The following is a 14688-nucleotide window of genomic DNA, read 5'->3' on the forward strand; positions in this document are numbered from 1 at the left end:
TCCGTGTGACACCCTGAGGGCGCATCCGGAAAACACGGCGCGCCACCTCGGATAGCCTAGCGTGCATGCGGAGGGGCGGTGTCGTCCGAAAGTGACATCAGGGTGCCCGAAGCGAAGCGAGGGCGGGTGCCCCTGTAGGAACGAGGACGAGCACCGTCCCTCCAGCAGAGCAACCTACATAAACGAAGAACGCTCCGTCCGTATCACTTAGATACAGACGGAGCGTTCTATTTAAGAGACCAGCTACTCAGTAACGCCGAGGTTGCTCATCAGGAACGCGTAATCCCACGCGATCTCACGCCAACGCGTATACCGGCCGGAACCACCACCGTGACCGCCCGACATGTCAATCTTCAGCAGCGGCACCGGCGACGACGGGTCAATCTGCTCACGCAGCGCCGCAACCCACTTCGCAGGCTCTACGTAGAGCACGCGGGTGTCGTGCAGGCTCGTCACCGCAGCAATCGCCGGGTAGCGGACCGGGCGGATGTTCTCGTACGGGGTGTACGACTTCATGTAGGCGTACACTTCCGGGTCCTCAATCGGGTTGCCCCACTCTTCCCACTCCATTGCCGACAGCGGCAGCTCCGGGTCGAGGATGGTGGTCAGCGCATCCACGAACGGCACGGCAGCCAGGCAGGCGGCGTACTTTTCGGGGGCGAGGTTCACGACGGCGCCCATGAGCAGGCCGCCGGCGCTACCGCCGTAGCAGCCGATACGCGCCTCATCAGCCCACGGCTTAGCCGCAATGTAGCTGGTGACGTCTACGAAGTCGGTGAAGGTGTTCTTCTTCGCGAGCTTCTTGCCGTTCTGGTACCAGGAGCGGCCCATCTCGCCGCCGCCGCGAATATGCGCGATGACGTAGATGACGCCGCGGTCCAGGATCGACAGCATCGGGATGGAGAACATCGGGTCCATGGACGACTCGTACGAGCCGTAACCGTACTGGATGACCGGGTGCGGCTTGCTCATGTCCAGGTCGGCGCGGTGAATCACCGAGATCGGGATGAGCGTGCCGTCCGCCGCCGGTGCCCAGTCTCGGTAGGCGCGGTAGTCCTCACGGTTGTAGCCGCCGAGTACCGGGGTTTCACGGCGCAGCAGCAGGGTCTGCGACATGGGGAGGTAGTCGTAGACGCGGCGCGGGGTCAGGTACGAGGTGTAGGCGATGCGCAGCACGGGGGAGTAGTTCTCAGCACGCAGCACGGAGGCGGTGTACAGCTCCTCGTCGAAACCGGCAGGCTCCATGAAGGTCACGCCGGCGGGGCGGCGGCGGCGCCACTGGATGGGTAGCTGCTCACGCGGTGCGAGGAAGATGCGGGTGGTGGTGTCCGCGCGGGCGGTGACGACCAGGTGCGTTGCGGTGAAGGTGAAGCCTTCCAGGCGCACGTGTTCGCTGTGGCGGATGACCGGTACCCAACGCTGCGCGTACTCTTCGAGGCTTTCACCTTCGCGCGGCATGTCTGCGAGCACCAGCTCGGAGTTCAGCGCATTGTAGTCGTGCTGAATCAGCAGATGCTGCTCGCCGGCAATGTTGAGCGGCTCGGCGTAGTATTCGATGCCCGCGCTCTTGGGGATGAGCAGGGTCGGCTCGCCCTTGGGTTCGCGGGTGGGGATGAGGCGCACCTCCGTGTACTCGGAGTTGGAGCTGGTAATGACCACGGAGGAACGGTCGGAGCTCATGGCGGCGCCGAGCCACATGGTGTTGTCCGGTTCCTCGTAGATCAGGTGGTCTTCGGTGCCCTGCCCGACGTCGTGCACGTAGACACGCCAGGGGCGCCACGACTCGTCGGGGACGAGGTAGATGAGCTGTTCGGCGTGGTTGATGAAGAAGGAGCCCGCCGCAATGTTGGGGATGGTGTCTTCGAGGAAGGCGCCGGTTTCCATGTTGAGGAAGCGCTGCTCGTAGCGTTCGTCGCCCTTCTCATCCACGGAGATGCTCAGCAGCTTGCCGTTACGTGCAGGCTGGAAGCTGCCGAGGGAGAAGAACTCCATGTCCTTGGCGTATTCGTTGCAGTCGAGGATGACGACTTCACCCTCGAGTACTTCGCCGGGGGTGACGGTCGGCGGGGTGTAGCGCACCACCTCGTCGCCTTCGTGCAGGGCGGGGTAGCGGTAGAAGACGGGGTACTGGCCGCCGGGCACCATGCGGCTGTAGTACCACCAGTCACCGATACGGTTCGGGACGGTCAGATCCGACAGCAGGGTGCGGCCCTTGATTTCGTTGAAGATGGATTCGCGGAGGGGCTGCTGGTCTGCGGTGACAGCTTCGGTGTATTCGGCTTCTGCCTTGAGGTAGTTGAGGACCTCTTCGCTTTCCTTGTCGCGGAGCCATTCGTAGGGGTCGATGAAGACGTCGCCGTGGTGTTCGCGGCGGTGCTCGACCTTCTTCGGTACGGGCGGGGTGAGGTTCTGTTCAGCCATGCTGCCACCTCTTTCATGAGTTATGGGTTTGTGAATGGTGTGTGCCATCTGCGCCCGCGTTCCTGTGCCGCCGGGTGGCGGTGAGGGTGCGCGGGGGATTGTGGGCACGCCTACTTCTAGTGTATCGAAGAGTGAGGCAGGCTACTATATTGCGGCCTGGGCAGGATTGCCCGGCTCAGCTTGTGGAAGCCCCGCCGGGATATGCCCGTTCGGCGGCTAGTTAGCGCGCCCCTTAATGGACATGAGGGTGCGACGGCCCGTCTTGTTTGCCTTCGTGAAGGCGCGGTTACTCTGCCGGTACTCACGTTCTTGAGAGCGCAGGCGTAGACGTGCGGATTCGGCTATCATCCTGCGGTAGCGTTCAAAGCGCTCGGGGTCGAGGGAACCGTCGGCGAGCGCCTGCTGCACCGCGCATCCGGGTTCGGAACCGTGGGAGCAGTCGCTGTACCGGCAGGCAGAAGCGTAACCGGAGACGTCATCGAAGGTTTCGTCAATCGCGGCGCTATCGCTCGTTGCGGCTAGGGCTCGCACGCCCGGAGTGTCGATCAGCACCGTGCCAGATGATGATTTTGCGTTGGTCGAGTCTCCTTCGCTTGAGCCTTCCGCACCGGGTAAAACAAGCATCTGGCGGCTGGTGGTGGTGTGGCGCCCTTTGCCGTCAGCATCTCGGACCGTGGAGGTGACCTGCACCTGATGTTCTTGGCTATCCTCGCGGGGGTCAACTCCGGGGTTGAGCAGGGCGTTGACCAGGGTGGATTTTCCTGCGCCGCTACGGCCCAGGAATGCGGCTGTGCGTCCGGCGACAAGCTCCGCCACCGGGGCAGGGTCGTAGCCGTTGTCAGTGCAGACGGCGAGCACCGCATCCACGCCGCCACCCAGAGACTCCCGATACCCGGCGAGCTGTTCGGCCGTTACTAGGTCACCCTTGGTGAGAATCAGCGCGACCTGCACCCCGGAAGCGTGCGCCAGGGCGGTGTAGCGTTCAATTCGCCCGATGGACGGCTCGGGGAAGCACGGCTCAACGATGCAGAGCATATCCACGTTGGCGGCGACAGGCTGATCCGCGGATTCTCGGGTGGCGCTGGGGCGGGTGAGGTAGCTTCGCCGGGGCAGAATCGCGAGGGGTTTGTGCTCCGCGGGCTGGCTATCGCTACCGGTTCCAGGGATGGGCTGGGTGAGTACCCAGTCGCCGACGACGGGGTACTCTTCTTCGCCGTAGTCATTCTCAACCGGGCGCAGTGGAGCGGAAAGCTTGATGAGCTCACCCCGCTCGCAGGTCAGTAGCTCGCAGCGGGTGCGGTGCACGGCGCTGACACGGGCGAGGGTAAAGTTTTCGAGGGCACCGCCGAGGGTAAACGCGGCGCGGATTGCTGAACCCTGCCAGGAGGGGTCGAACCCTAGAGTCTCTAAGGTGTATGAAGCGGGAGCAATGGTCACAGGAATAGTCTTTCTTGGTTGCGGCGCCCGGATAGCGGGTGATTACAAGGTTCGTTCTTTTTCAGGTTTCACCGTTTACAACAGCGAGGCGCGGGCGCCGGCACGGATGCGGCGGGCGGCAAGCAAAGTCAGCCCCAGCCCGATAGCGGCGTAGAGTATTGCCAGGGCTGTGTCTGCTGCCAGGAGCGCGAAGAGATTCGCAGTAGTGCTGCTCGCAATACTGCCAGAGGTATCTAAAGCCTGCACCAGCCGGGACCCGGGAACCCAGGAACACACCCAGGCAAGCCACGCCGGATAGGTACTCACCGGCACAATCACGCCCGCGCTGACCGGCAGAACAATAGATAGAACATTCGAGCCCGTGTATGGATCCGAGAGGTACAGGCCCAAGCCAGCAGCAAAAATACCCAGGCAGACCCCGCCAAGAACCGCAACCGGCATCAGTGCAATGGCTCCAATCAGAAGCCCCGAAGCCGCCCCGGTAGAGGGCGCCGTGAGGGACAACAACCACACGATACCCACATTGCTCAGCCCCGTCACGGAAGCCAGCAACGCCGGTACCGCCGCCGCACCGAGCCAGTAGCCAGCATCCACCGGGCGAGCCGTACACACGTACTCGAAGACGCCAATCCACCGGTCGGTGGCAACGCGCGCGACAATACCGGCTGCCACCGAACTGAGGGTGGCAATCAGAGCAGACGCGCAGCCGATGCGTACCGTATCGTTCGCCGCAAGGTCGGCACCCAGAAGCACCGTGAAAAGCACGTTAAGGCCCGGCACGAGAACCAGGGTCGTGATGGCCGTTCCGAGGGTTGCGAAGGTAATCGACGACGACCAGCCAATAGAGGCGGTAGACAGTGCCCGACGCGCCACGCCAGGCAGAGCGGTAGAAGAGAGAATACGCACGCTACATCGCCCCCAGGGTGCCGCGACGGCGGGCGGATGCGAGAGCCTTCCGAGCAAAGAGGAAAGCACACAACGCCCAGATGAAGCTCACGACCAGGGTCTGAATTACGGGCAGGAGCGCATCCGCCGGGGTAGTGATGGCGGTACGCCCAAGTAGGAGGTGAACCGGCGCCTGCAGGGGAATGAGCACGCCCGCGGCATCCAGCCAGGCGGGCGCTTCAACGGTCGTGAAGAGAACCCCGGAAAGAATAAAAACCGGCACGAGCAATAGCTCCTCGTAGGCGATAGCGTTCGGCGTGGCCACGAAGAATACCGCAATCATGAACGTGACCGACAGGCACGCAAGCCACAGCAGGGGAACGCCCAGAACGTAGCGCGGCCAGAGTACCGAAAAATCCGTGACCTGCGGGTTGAGTGTCACAAGAGCCCAAACCGCCCACGATAGGGGCAAGGCAGCCAGACCCACAATGGAGGCGCTTGAAACGATAGCCGCCAGCACCCGCACCGGAGAGATTGACCCCGAACACAGGTACACGAGGGTCCCGCGGAAACGCTCAAAATTGATGATGCCCGCAGACACGATGCAGACCGACCACATGCCCACAATGCCGGCGCGAGTCCAGGCTAGGGTCGGGTCAACGGAGTGATCCTCGGAGCTCTGCGCCGCCGCGTGCACCGCAAGAGCCTGAATAATAACCGACCCGAGCACCGTACTGATGAGCAGCTGAATGAAGTAGGGGACCGTCAGGAACTGGCGCAGGCTAAAGCCCATGAGCCGTAGCTGCCGGGCGCACTCCTGCCACAGGTCGTACCGTCGACCCTGCCGCTGGAACTCTTCCGAGCGTTGCGTCTGAGCGTTCATCGCTTGAGCCCCTCCGCCATTGCCAGGTATGCCTCTTCCAAGGTTGCCGGGCGTGTGTACGGTTCGGTTCGTGCCCCAATGCGTGAAGCGGCAAGGCCCTCCGCGAGGATGCGGTGAGCCTCGCCCGCCTCGAACGTGGCGCGCTCGCCGTGCCAGTAGAGGGTCAGTTCCCAGCCGGATCCGCGCGGGGCAAACAGCACCGCCGCCTTATTGCCGAGGAACCCGCGGAGCGTATCAATGCCCTCGGTGGCGGTGGCCTCGACCTGAACCACAGTCGTGGCGGCAATACCTGCGTGCGCGGCAATATCCTCGAGGTTGCCGCTCACAGCAACGGAACCGGCACCCAAAACGGTAATAGTGTGCGCTAGGTCCTCAATCTCGCCCAGCAGGTGGCTTGTCAGCAGAATGGCGGCACCGTCTTCCGCGAGAGAACGGATGAGGGTACGCACGGTTAGGGCGATATCGGGGTCGAGCCCGTTGGTCGGCTCATCCAGCAGGAGCAGGGCGGGGGAGCCGAGCAGGGCGCGGGCAATATGTAGGCGCTGCTTCATGCCGCGGGAAAACTCCTGGACGGGCCGCGTGGCGGCGTCGGTGAGCTCCACACGGGCGAGGGCATGCTCCACCTCGTGTCGTCGAGCCCGCCCGGAAACCCCCGCAACATCGGCGAAGAACAGCAGATTATCGCGGGCACTGGCTCGCGGGTAGAAGCCGTTCTCCCCGCCCAACGCGAGACCCACGTGACGGCGCGCCCGCTGCGGGTGAGCGATAGCATCAACGCCGTTCACGGTGAGGCTACCGCCGGTGGGTGTGAGCAGGGTCGAGCACATCTGCACGGTCGTCGTTTTGCCCGCACCGTTGGGGCCGAGAAGGGCATGAATTTCACCGGAACTGACGCGAAGCGACACCCGGTCGACGGCGGTAAAGGCGCGTTCGCCTGTGCCAAAGACGCGGCGAAGCCGTGCCGCGTCAAGAATTGTAGACATCGTGATAAAACCTTGCGGTGCTTAGTCACCCGAAGCCGCTTGAGCCATGGTGTTCGCAGGCCTGCAATACGTGGGACGGGTGAGATGAATAGTCGTGAGAGAGGCACTACGTAGTGCCCGAATAATCCCAAGTCACCGACTACAGGTGCGGAAGGTATAACAACGAAACCCTCAGAACTTTGGTATCCCAAGCGCACACTATGCGCTCCTGAAATGTATCGAACCAAAGCAGGGTTGTTTCTGAAATTTTTTAGAGCCCACCATCTGGGCGGGCATTCCGCGAGCCGGTGCGACTTTAGCGGGAGGTCATACCTCATCACTCCTAGATTCAAGGTTTCCATCAGTGTAGCACGGCTCACGGAATGCTGTGATTAAATTTTTTTGATTTTATTCGAAGAAGTTAAAACGATCCCCCGTTATTCGATCGGAATGCCCCACCAAGTGCATAGACACCAAGAGAAATTGCGACTGCACATGCACTCATGACGGCTATACCGCTATACCCCGGAAACTGCGTAAGTAATGTACCGCCAACGGCACCGCTGATAGTTGTTCCAGCGTACATTGCCGTGTTTGAGAGGGATGATACAGTACCGCGAGCTATAGCGGTATGGCTTTGTAGCTCTCCCATGAGGACGGGGAGCATAATTCCTCCGAGAAAAAGTGCAAGAGTAAAAATACCTAAAGCAGTCCAGAAATTAGCTGTCAATGACGCCGAGAGATACACAATACTGAGTGCCATAAGTCCCATGAGCATAGTCTTCTGCGTACCTATATGTGCGACGAATCGTGACCCTGTGAGGGAGCCTAGAGCGTTGCCACATCCGATTACAAGCATGGCGAAACCGATGGTTGTCTGCGATGCCCCAAAGTCTCGCGCGAACCATGAACCTATGAAAGATAGAGATGCGAATACTCCTGTCTGGAAAATCAGGTACGCCAGGAGGGATAGCAAAAGTGAAGGGGCTTTTAAAACGTGCAGGTAGGGAGTCAGAAAATTTCCATCTTGCGCTGCAGACACAGGGGGAATGCTGGGAAAACGTGAATAGAGTATACCCAAGAGAAGAAGAGACGCTGCGGCGATTGCAAAAAATGGTATCTGCCATCCATAAGTAGAGAGGAAAGAACCTACAGGAATACCGGCGATTTGGGCTATGGCAAGTCCAGCCGTTGCATACCCCATAGTTTTAATAATGGCTTGTTTCGGCACTGTCATGGGGATAGATGCCCAAATCTGCGGTGAGATCAGAGAAGCGAACACTCCCGCAAGAAACCGGGCGGTAAAAAGAGACCAAAACCCCCATGCTAAACCGCATAAGCCCGTAAAAAGCGTAAAGCCGATGGACCCGGTAAGAATAATGCGCCTGCGATCAACGCGGTCTGACAGCGGGCCTGCAATGAGTGCGAAAATTGCATACCCTAAAGCGTATGCAGAGACGAACCACCCTGATTGTTCTGTGCTGGTGTTGAACTCCTTGCTGAGTAGCGGAAGCAGAGGGGCAGTGAGAAAAGTATCTGTGCCGATGACAAAGAGAGTGCTGAATGAGACAAGCCGCATGGTTGCCTCAGAATTTTGAGGTAGCTGATGAGATGTATTGTGAGAACTCATTGTGCATCCTTTCATGTTATTTCTATGTTCGTCGAAATTAGAATAAATCTATATTATGCTAAAGGGCAAGCCCAAGATGTAATATTCTGTCACAGAGTCATGAAGGCTCAATACGTTATGCGAAAAACCCGGAAAGGCGTGGTTATGGGTAAGGAACGGCTGTATCACCCCACCTCTGATGACGTGACGTTGGATCGTGTCCTTGGCGCATTGTCAGACCCCATTCGACGAGATGTTCTCGCCCGTATCGCAGACCACGGGCCACAGTTCTGCGGTGATTTTGACTATGGAATCGCCAAATCTACGATGTCTTATCATTTCAAAGTGCTCCGAGAATCAGGGCTCATGCACACCGAAGTGCTGGGAACGCACCGTAAAATTACACGCCGAGACAGCGTGATTGAGAATCTTTTCCCCGGTCTTTTAGACTCTGTTGGACTACCACCGGGTCAAGGCCAATGGGGCGAATCTGCTGCGGATACTACAGGTGCCTGACTCGGCTAATCGGGTTGAGAGTATGCGAACCCCTAAAATGAGGTCAGAGCAAAGGCAATTCATAAAACGTCATCTTTGCAATGAAGCGTCTTAAAGTGTCGCGCACTCCTAAAACCCTTGACCCCGCGCAACCGATTATGACACCCTAATGACAGGTCAAGAGCGCCAGCGACAAGCCCCAGCTAGCTGGCCGGCAACCCTCCTCCGCGGTGGGGTGCCCTGGGTGAAGACCGGGCGTTACGCACAAGCGTGACGCAAGCGCGGGACCGATGTGACCGAATCCGGTACATCAATCGTGACAGGACAACTCAACGACGATTCCTGTACCGCTCGGCATGCGGCCCCCTAACTATCCCCTTAGGAGAGCCAAGCATGAGCAACAACACTACCGTCCCGACTCCCGCCAACCCCGCCGGTTGGAAGTTCGAAACCCGCCAGATTCACGCGGGACAGGCACCGGATGCCGTAACGGGAGCTCGGGCACTACCCATCTACCAGACCACTTCCTTCGTCTTTGACAGTGCAGAGCAAGCTGCAAACCGCTTCGCTCTCGCCGAGCTGGGCCCCATCTACACCCGCCTCAACAACCCCACCCAGGAAGTTATCGAGAACCGCATCGCCTCCCTCGAGGGCGGCGTCGGCGCGCTCCTGCTGGCCTCCGGTCAGGCAGCTATCACCTACGCAATCCTGAACATTGCCGGCGCCGGCGACCACGTGGTCGCTTCGCCCTCCGTGTACGGCGGCACCTACAACCTGCTCAAGTACACCCTCGCCGATCTCGGCATCGAAACCACCTTCGTTGAGAATCCTGACAACCTCGACGAGTGGCGCGCTGCGGTTCGCCCCAACACCAAGCTGTTCTACGGCGAGTCCGTGCCCAACCCCCGCAACGACGTGCTCGATATTGAGCCCATCGCCGCAATTGCCCACGAAAACGGCGTGCCCCTGATCGTGGACAACACCGTGCCCACCCCCTACCTGCTGCGCCCCATCGAGCACGGTGCGGATGTGGTCGTTCACTCGGCCACCAAGTACCTGGGCGGCCACGGCACCTCCATCGGCGGTGTGATTGTGGACTCCGGTAACTTCGACTACGGCGCAGACCCCGAGAAGTTCCCCAAGTTCAACCAGCCTGCCCCCGGCTACCACGGCCTGGTCTACGCACGCGATTTGGGTAAGGACTCCGCGTTCGGCGCGAACCTCTCCTACATTCTGAAGGCCCGCGTTTCGCTGCTGCGTGACACCGGTGCCGCCATCTCGCCGACCAACGCCTTCAACATCGGCATCGGCCTGGAGACCCTCTCCCTGCGCATCGAGCGCCACATCGAGAACGCCACCAAGGTCGCTCGCTGGCTCGAAGCCAACCCGCAGGTCGACCGTGTTATCTGGGCTGGCTTGGAATCCTCTCCCTGGTACGAGCGCGCACAGAAGTACCTGCCCAAGGGCCCCGGTGCGGTTGTCGGTTTCACCCTCAAGGGCGCAACCCTGGAGCAGACCCGTGACTTCGTGGACGCCCTGAAGCTGCACTCGAACGTGGCCAATATTGGTGACGTGCGCTCGCTCGTGATTCACCCGGCCTCCACCACCCACTCCCAGCTGTCCGCCGAGGAGCTGGAGAAGATTGGCGTGTACCCGAACTTCGTGCGCCTCTCCGTCGGCATCGAGAACATCGACGATATTCTCGCCGACCTGCAGCTGGGCTTCGACACCCTCTCCTAAACGGTGACGCACCCGCAGGTGGACCGGCAAGCTACGGCTTTTCGGTCCACCTGCGGATTCCCCGTTACGGAGCATTTCATAAGCGCGCGGCACCGCCGCCTCGCTGCCTCAACCCGCAGACTCAACTGCAGATTCAACCCGCAGACGAGTACCCCGCTCACACCCGGCACCACCTCGCCGGCCAACCCAGTGAAGGGAACCCCCATGACCGCCCAGAGCACTAGCCAGTCCGGCACCACCCAGCCCGGCACTATCAACCAGCCTGTTACCGCGCCCATCCCCGTGGCAGGCACCCAGCGCGAACACCCCGAAGCGCAAGGCTACCTGCGTCAGCTGAACATCGGCGACCTGGAGCTCGAATCCGGCGTAACCCTGCCGCAGGTCACCATCGGCTACGAAACCTGGGGCACCCTCAACGAGGCTGGCGATAACGCCATCCTGATCCTGCACGCGCTCACCGGTGACACGCATGTCTCCCGCGGCGTCCCCACCCCCGACATGCCCGCCCCGCTGATTCGCGCTATCGAATCGGACGGCTGGTGGGAAGGCATCGTGGGCCCCGGCTCGGTCGTGGACACCAACCGCTACTTCGTGATTGCTCCCAATATTTTGGGTGGCTGCTACGGTTCTACCGGTCCGTCGAGCATCGTCCCCGAGGGCTACCCGGGCGCTGGTGAGCACTGGGGTTCCCGCTTCCCGCAGGTGAGCATTCGCGACTCCGTACGTGCGGAGGCGCGTCTGGCGCGTGCACTGGGCGTGACGAGCTTCCGCTACGTGATTGGTGGTTCCCTCGGTGGTGCTCGCGCCCTGGAGTGGGCGGCAACTAACCCCGAGCTGGTGCGCGGATGCGCGGTCATTGCCTCCGGTCCTTCGACTACGGCGGAGCAGATTTCCTGGGCCCACACTCAGAACATTGCGATTCGTTCGGATGCGAACTTTGCCGGTGGCGACTACTATGCCGGTCCTGCACCGACTGCCGGTCTGGCTCTGGCGCGCCGTATCGCGCACACCACCTACCGCAGCCCCGCCGAACTGGAGCACCGCTTCGGCCGCGAAGAGAACCGCGGCGAAAACACTGTGGGCGGTTCGCTGGGTGAGCCGCGTGGCCGCTACGCCATCGAAAGCTACCTGGACCACCACGGCGCTAAGCTGGTTGAGCGTTTTGACGCGAACAGCTACCTGGCGGTCAATGAGGCACTGATTTCGCACGACGTGGCGCGTGGCCGCGGCACCCTGGCGCAGGCGCTGGCGCACACCGATTGCGAGTGGACGATTGCGGCGGTGAACACGGACCGCCTGTTCTTCCCGCACGAGTCCCACCGCCTGGCGGAGGCGCTGCCCACCCCGGCGCCCGTGGACATTATCGAGTCGAACCACGGCCATGACGGCTTCTTGATTGAGGCGAAGCAGGTGGAGAAGATTCTAGCTCGCGCCCTGGGTGTTGAGGATGATTCCGCCACCCCGAGTGAAGCGCAGCGTGAGCGTGAGGCGCTGGACTCGATGACTCGCCTGTACGGCGCTGTTACTCGCTAACTCGACCGGCGCCCGAAGGCGTTTTACGCATCCTGCTGAATGTTGTTTTATCCGAACAGTGGGTGTGGGATTGTGAGGGAATGACTGGGTATTCTCAACTGTCCTTCCGCCCACCGTGAATTAACCTTCGCCCTTAGGGTTATGTAATAGAATGCCGGGCGTTCGTATGATGCGAGCGTCCGGCATTTTTTCTATCTTTATGAAGAGTGTTATGCCAAGTCAGGGAATATTTTCCGGTTTTTCGGGTGTTTTGCGAAACCTCCGCGAGATACCGCGGAAGTAGCCTCCTGTTGCACCGGAAGGTAAGGGTTCTCGGTTTGCTTTAGACCCGCTCTAACCCCATAGCATTAAAGTTGTGGTAAGTATTCAAGAGGTAGCGGAGCAGTTGGGGGTGAGCACCCACGCCCTGCGCTATTACGAAAAAGAGGGGCTCATTGCTGTGCCTCGTGATGCTCACGGAACCCGTATTTTTGATGAGGAGTCTATCTCCGCAGCACGGTTTATTGCTACCTGCCGTCAGGCCGGAATGAGTCTTGCCGACATTCGCACGATTTTGAGCAATCCGGACGACCACGCCCTATCTATTGATGTGATGGAACGTGCCCGTCAGAAGATTGAGGATGAGATTGTGGGGTTGCAGCAGAACCTTGAGCACCTGGATCGCCGTATTCAGGAGCACCGCCGTCACCTCGACGGCACCCGCTAGGTAACTAGTCTTCTGCAGACGCGTATAAACGCCCGGTATTCCCAACGTTGGGAGTACCGGGCGTTTTTCTGTGCTCAGCTGGCATGCTCGGCTACTCAAGCTGAGTTACTAGGTATCTCCACTCCGGAGGCTTACCCCCAGGTAGCTTCCTGCGGGTCAATACCGTGTGCACGAGCATTCTCGTAGATGACATCCCGCAACCATTCTGCGAGCCCGGTCGCAAGCTTCTCGTAGTGTGCCTTGAAACGGGCATCCTCAACGTAGCCGCGGGCTAGAATAGCGTGCTTAGCGGGGGTGACCTCAAAGAAGAACAGGGAGGCGCGGTGCCGTTCGGCGAGCGCGTTCGCCTCCTCACTGCCCGGCTGCACGCCGCGGTTGAATGCCTCGACGAGGGCCTGCTCTACCTCCTCAACCTGCTGTTTGCCCTTCTGCCAGTCGGCACGGTTCATCGTTGCAGTGCGGCGCTGGTATTCAGCCCAGTCGTCAGTTTTTCCGTAACGTTCCTGAGCTTCCTGCTGGTGGGCGAGGCTGAACCCTTCACCCATAATCTCTGCTTTTTCGGCAGCGCTGAGCTGCTCATTTTTAGGTGCCATGGTGTCCTCCAAAAGGTGTTCGATGGTTTTAAGCATGCGTCCGTACGCGGTGATTTTGCGTTGAAGCATATCCCGCTGAGCGAGCAGATGCTCGGTGCTGTTCGCCCGATCCTGCAGTATGTTGCGAATGGCGTCAAGGCTCATGCCGATGGCGCGGTATCCCATAATGACGGTGATTCGTTCAAGGTCTGTATCGGTGTAGTACCGGTACCCGTTGAACTCATCATGTGCCGGGTTGAGTAAGCCCCGCTGCTCCCAGTGGTGAAGCGTGCGGACTGTGAGCCCGTGTAGTGATGCCGCTTCTCCCACGGTGTATTCGTGCTGCCCGTCAGGTGGTGTTATGTTCGCGTCCATGGTTTCACTCTAAAACCTCACGTTAGGTGAGGGTCAAGCTAGCGGCGGAACCTGCGGTGCAGGTTTGTGGGGGAGTCCTCGCTAAGATGGGTTCATGAGCGAAAACAAATACGTCGTCGAATACACCCGCCCCGAGAACGAACGCGCAGGCACCCACCTGGTGCTCATGCTGCACGGCTACGGCTCCCAGGAGCACGATTTGCTGTCTCTGGCGGCGCACCTTCCGCAGGAGGGCTTCACCTACGCCTCCATGCGTGCACCGCAGCCGGTTGGCAGCCAGTTCTCCGCGGACTCGACCGGTGCCTACATTGCCGCAGATGCTATCGGCTACCAGTGGTACCCGCTGAACCAGCAGCTCGAATCTGACCAGCGCGCCATTGAGCAGGCGAGCGACTACGTGTTGGAGTGGGTGCGCGCGAACCGCGAACCGTACGCTTCGGTGACCCTGCTGGGCTTCTCGCAGGGTATGGGCATCGCAACTTCGATGGTGCGTCACGCCCCCGGCGAGTTCGCCGCCGTGGTGGGTCTGTCCGGCTACGCGGTAGATTCTGATTCGCCGTACTTCAAGGACGGGGAGCTGAAGAAGACCGAACTGCCGGTGTTCTTTGGCCGTGACCAGGAAGACCCCGTTATCCCGCAGGAGATGGTGAACTACACCTACGACTGGATCCGCAAGTACACCGACGGCATTAAGGTGCTGTACGCCGGTGCGGGTCACGGCGTGAGCGCCATGGAGATTCGCCACGTGGGCGAGTTCCTGGAGGTGAAGGTGCAGGGTAAGGAGCCGCGTATTCGTGCGCAGAAGGTTGCGGAGGCGACCGGCACCGCGGAAGGCTCTGACGCCTAAAACGGCTATAGGGAAGGCCCCCGAGTCATCATGACTCGGGGGCCTTACGTGTAGTTCTGCTTCCGCTCGGTTCTGTGCAGTTCCGCTTGGAAAGGCGGTTATCGTCCTCGTTCCTACAGGGAACCCGCCCTCGCTTCGCTTCGGGCACCCTGATGTCACTTCGGACGATACCGCCTTTCCGCGCTGGGGTACTGTGCGGGTGCGGCCGCGTTTTCCGGATGCG

12 protein-coding genes, 1 pseudogene and 1 riboswitch are annotated in these 14688 nt (G+C 60.4%); of the genes and pseudogenes, 5 read left to right on the forward strand and 8 right to left on the reverse strand.

Annotation, left to right across the window (positions count from 1 at the left end; translation table 11 throughout):
* Positions 1–243: 243 nt before the first annotated feature.
* The 6 genes from HMPREF2999_RS04965 to HMPREF2999_RS04990 all read right to left on the reverse strand — a co-directional run bounded on the left by HMPREF2999_RS04965 (position 244) and on the right by HMPREF2999_RS04990 (position 8218).
* On the reverse strand, positions 244–2421 hold the full coding sequence (locus tag HMPREF2999_RS04965; protein ID WP_070676182.1) for a S9 family peptidase: 2178 nt from the start codon (positions 2419–2421) through the stop codon (positions 244–246).
* A gap of 216 nt (positions 2422–2637) precedes the next feature.
* The gene (gene rsgA / locus HMPREF2999_RS04970; RefSeq protein WP_070676183.1) at positions 2638–3858 is read right to left on the reverse strand and encodes a ribosome small subunit-dependent GTPase A; all 1221 of its coding nucleotides are present in this window, start codon (positions 3856–3858) and stop codon (positions 2638–2640) included.
* A 75-nt stretch (positions 3859–3933) separates the two neighbouring features.
* Positions 3934–4764, reverse strand: coding sequence for an ABC transporter (locus HMPREF2999_RS04975; protein ID WP_070676184.1), 831 nt, complete (start codon positions 4762–4764; stop codon positions 3934–3936).
* Position 4765: 1 nt separating this feature from the next.
* Positions 4766–5626 carry an ABC transporter permease gene (locus HMPREF2999_RS04980; RefSeq protein ID WP_070676185.1) on the reverse strand — a complete coding sequence of 287 codons (861 nt, stop codon included), beginning with the start codon at positions 5624–5626 and terminating at the stop codon, positions 4766–4768.
* Positions 5623–6609 (reverse strand): ABC transporter ATP-binding protein, encoded by a 987-nt coding sequence (locus HMPREF2999_RS04985; RefSeq protein ID WP_070676186.1) that lies wholly within the window; start codon positions 6607–6609, stop codon positions 5623–5625. Before HMPREF2999_RS04985 ends, HMPREF2999_RS04980 begins: the two co-directional genes overlap by 4 nt.
* Positions 6610–7009: 400 nt before the next feature.
* Positions 7010–8218: an MFS transporter gene (locus tag HMPREF2999_RS04990; protein WP_083313062.1), complete on the reverse strand. Its 1209-nt coding sequence runs from the start codon at positions 8216–8218 to the stop codon at positions 7010–7012.
* Between the two features lie 144 nt (positions 8219–8362).
* Between HMPREF2999_RS04990 and HMPREF2999_RS09290 the strand changes: the two genes are divergently transcribed.
* The 4 genes from HMPREF2999_RS09290 to HMPREF2999_RS05005 all read left to right on the forward strand — a co-directional run bounded on the left by HMPREF2999_RS09290 (position 8363) and on the right by HMPREF2999_RS05005 (position 12671).
* Positions 8363–8713 carry an ArsR/SmtB family transcription factor gene (locus tag HMPREF2999_RS09290; RefSeq protein ID WP_083313067.1) on the forward strand — a complete coding sequence of 117 codons (351 nt, stop codon included), beginning with the start codon at positions 8363–8365 and terminating at the stop codon, positions 8711–8713.
* A 154-nt stretch (positions 8714–8867) separates the two neighbouring features.
* Positions 8868–8980: riboswitch (SAM riboswitch) on the forward strand.
* Between the two features lie 105 nt (positions 8981–9085).
* Positions 9086–10432 (forward strand): bifunctional o-acetylhomoserine/o-acetylserine sulfhydrylase, encoded by a 1347-nt coding sequence (locus tag HMPREF2999_RS04995; protein WP_070676187.1) that lies wholly within the window; start codon positions 9086–9088, stop codon positions 10430–10432.
* A gap of 204 nt (positions 10433–10636) precedes the next feature.
* A complete protein-coding gene (locus HMPREF2999_RS05000) occupies positions 10637–11965 on the forward strand; it encodes a homoserine O-acetyltransferase MetX (protein ID WP_141757042.1) in 1329 nt (442 codons plus the stop codon).
* A 355-nt stretch (positions 11966–12320) separates the two neighbouring features.
* Positions 12321–12671 carry a MerR family transcriptional regulator gene (locus HMPREF2999_RS05005; RefSeq protein ID WP_044146078.1) on the forward strand — a complete coding sequence of 117 codons (351 nt, stop codon included), beginning with the start codon at positions 12321–12323 and terminating at the stop codon, positions 12669–12671.
* A gap of 131 nt (positions 12672–12802) precedes the next feature.
* Here the strand turns inward: HMPREF2999_RS05005 and HMPREF2999_RS09595 are convergent, their stop codons facing one another.
* A complete protein-coding gene (locus HMPREF2999_RS09595; RefSeq protein WP_246823088.1) occupies positions 12803–13264 on the reverse strand; it encodes a TipAS antibiotic-recognition domain-containing protein in 462 nt (153 codons plus the stop codon).
* Positions 13265–13336: 72 nt separating this feature from the next.
* A pseudogene (locus HMPREF2999_RS09600) lies at positions 13337–13618 on the reverse strand (MerR family transcriptional regulator); the annotation flags it as partial.
* Between the two features lie 94 nt (positions 13619–13712).
* Between HMPREF2999_RS09600 and HMPREF2999_RS05015 the strand changes: the two are divergent.
* Complete coding sequence (locus HMPREF2999_RS05015) at positions 13713–14465, forward strand: alpha/beta hydrolase (protein WP_070697733.1); 753 nt, start codon at positions 13713–13715, stop codon at positions 14463–14465.
* Positions 14466–14688: the final 223 nt, after the last annotated feature.

Source organism: Rothia sp. HMSC066H02 (assembly GCF_001814995.1).
Lineage (GTDB): Bacteria > Actinomycetota > Actinomycetes > Actinomycetales > Micrococcaceae > Rothia > Rothia mucilaginosa.

Coding starts and splice junctions, on each gene's coding strand:
- HMPREF2999_RS04965 (WP_070676182.1), bottom strand. CDS start 2,421: ATGGCTGAACAGAACCTCACCCCGCCCGTACCGAAGAAGGTCGAGCAC.
- HMPREF2999_RS04980 (WP_070676185.1), bottom strand. CDS start 5,626: ATGAACGCTCAGACGCAACGCTCGGAAGAGTTCCAGCGGCAGGGTCGA.
- HMPREF2999_RS04985 (WP_070676186.1), bottom strand. CDS start 6,609: ATGTCTACAATTCTTGACGCGGCACGGCTTCGCCGCGTCTTTGGCACA.
- HMPREF2999_RS04990 (WP_083313062.1), bottom strand. CDS start 8,218: ATGAGTTCTCACAATACATCTCATCAGCTACCTCAAAATTCTGAGGCA.
- HMPREF2999_RS09290 (WP_083313067.1), top strand. CDS start 8,363: ATGGGTAAGGAACGGCTGTATCACCCCACCTCTGATGACGTGACGTTG.
- HMPREF2999_RS04995 (WP_070676187.1), top strand. CDS start 9,086: ATGAGCAACAACACTACCGTCCCGACTCCCGCCAACCCCGCCGGTTGG.
- HMPREF2999_RS05000 (WP_141757042.1), top strand. CDS start 10,637: ATGACCGCCCAGAGCACTAGCCAGTCCGGCACCACCCAGCCCGGCACT.
- HMPREF2999_RS09595 (WP_246823088.1), bottom strand. CDS start 13,264: ATGGCACCTAAAAATGAGCAGCTCAGCGCTGCCGAAAAAGCAGAGATT.
- HMPREF2999_RS05015 (WP_070697733.1), top strand. CDS start 13,713: ATGAGCGAAAACAAATACGTCGTCGAATACACCCGCCCCGAGAACGAA.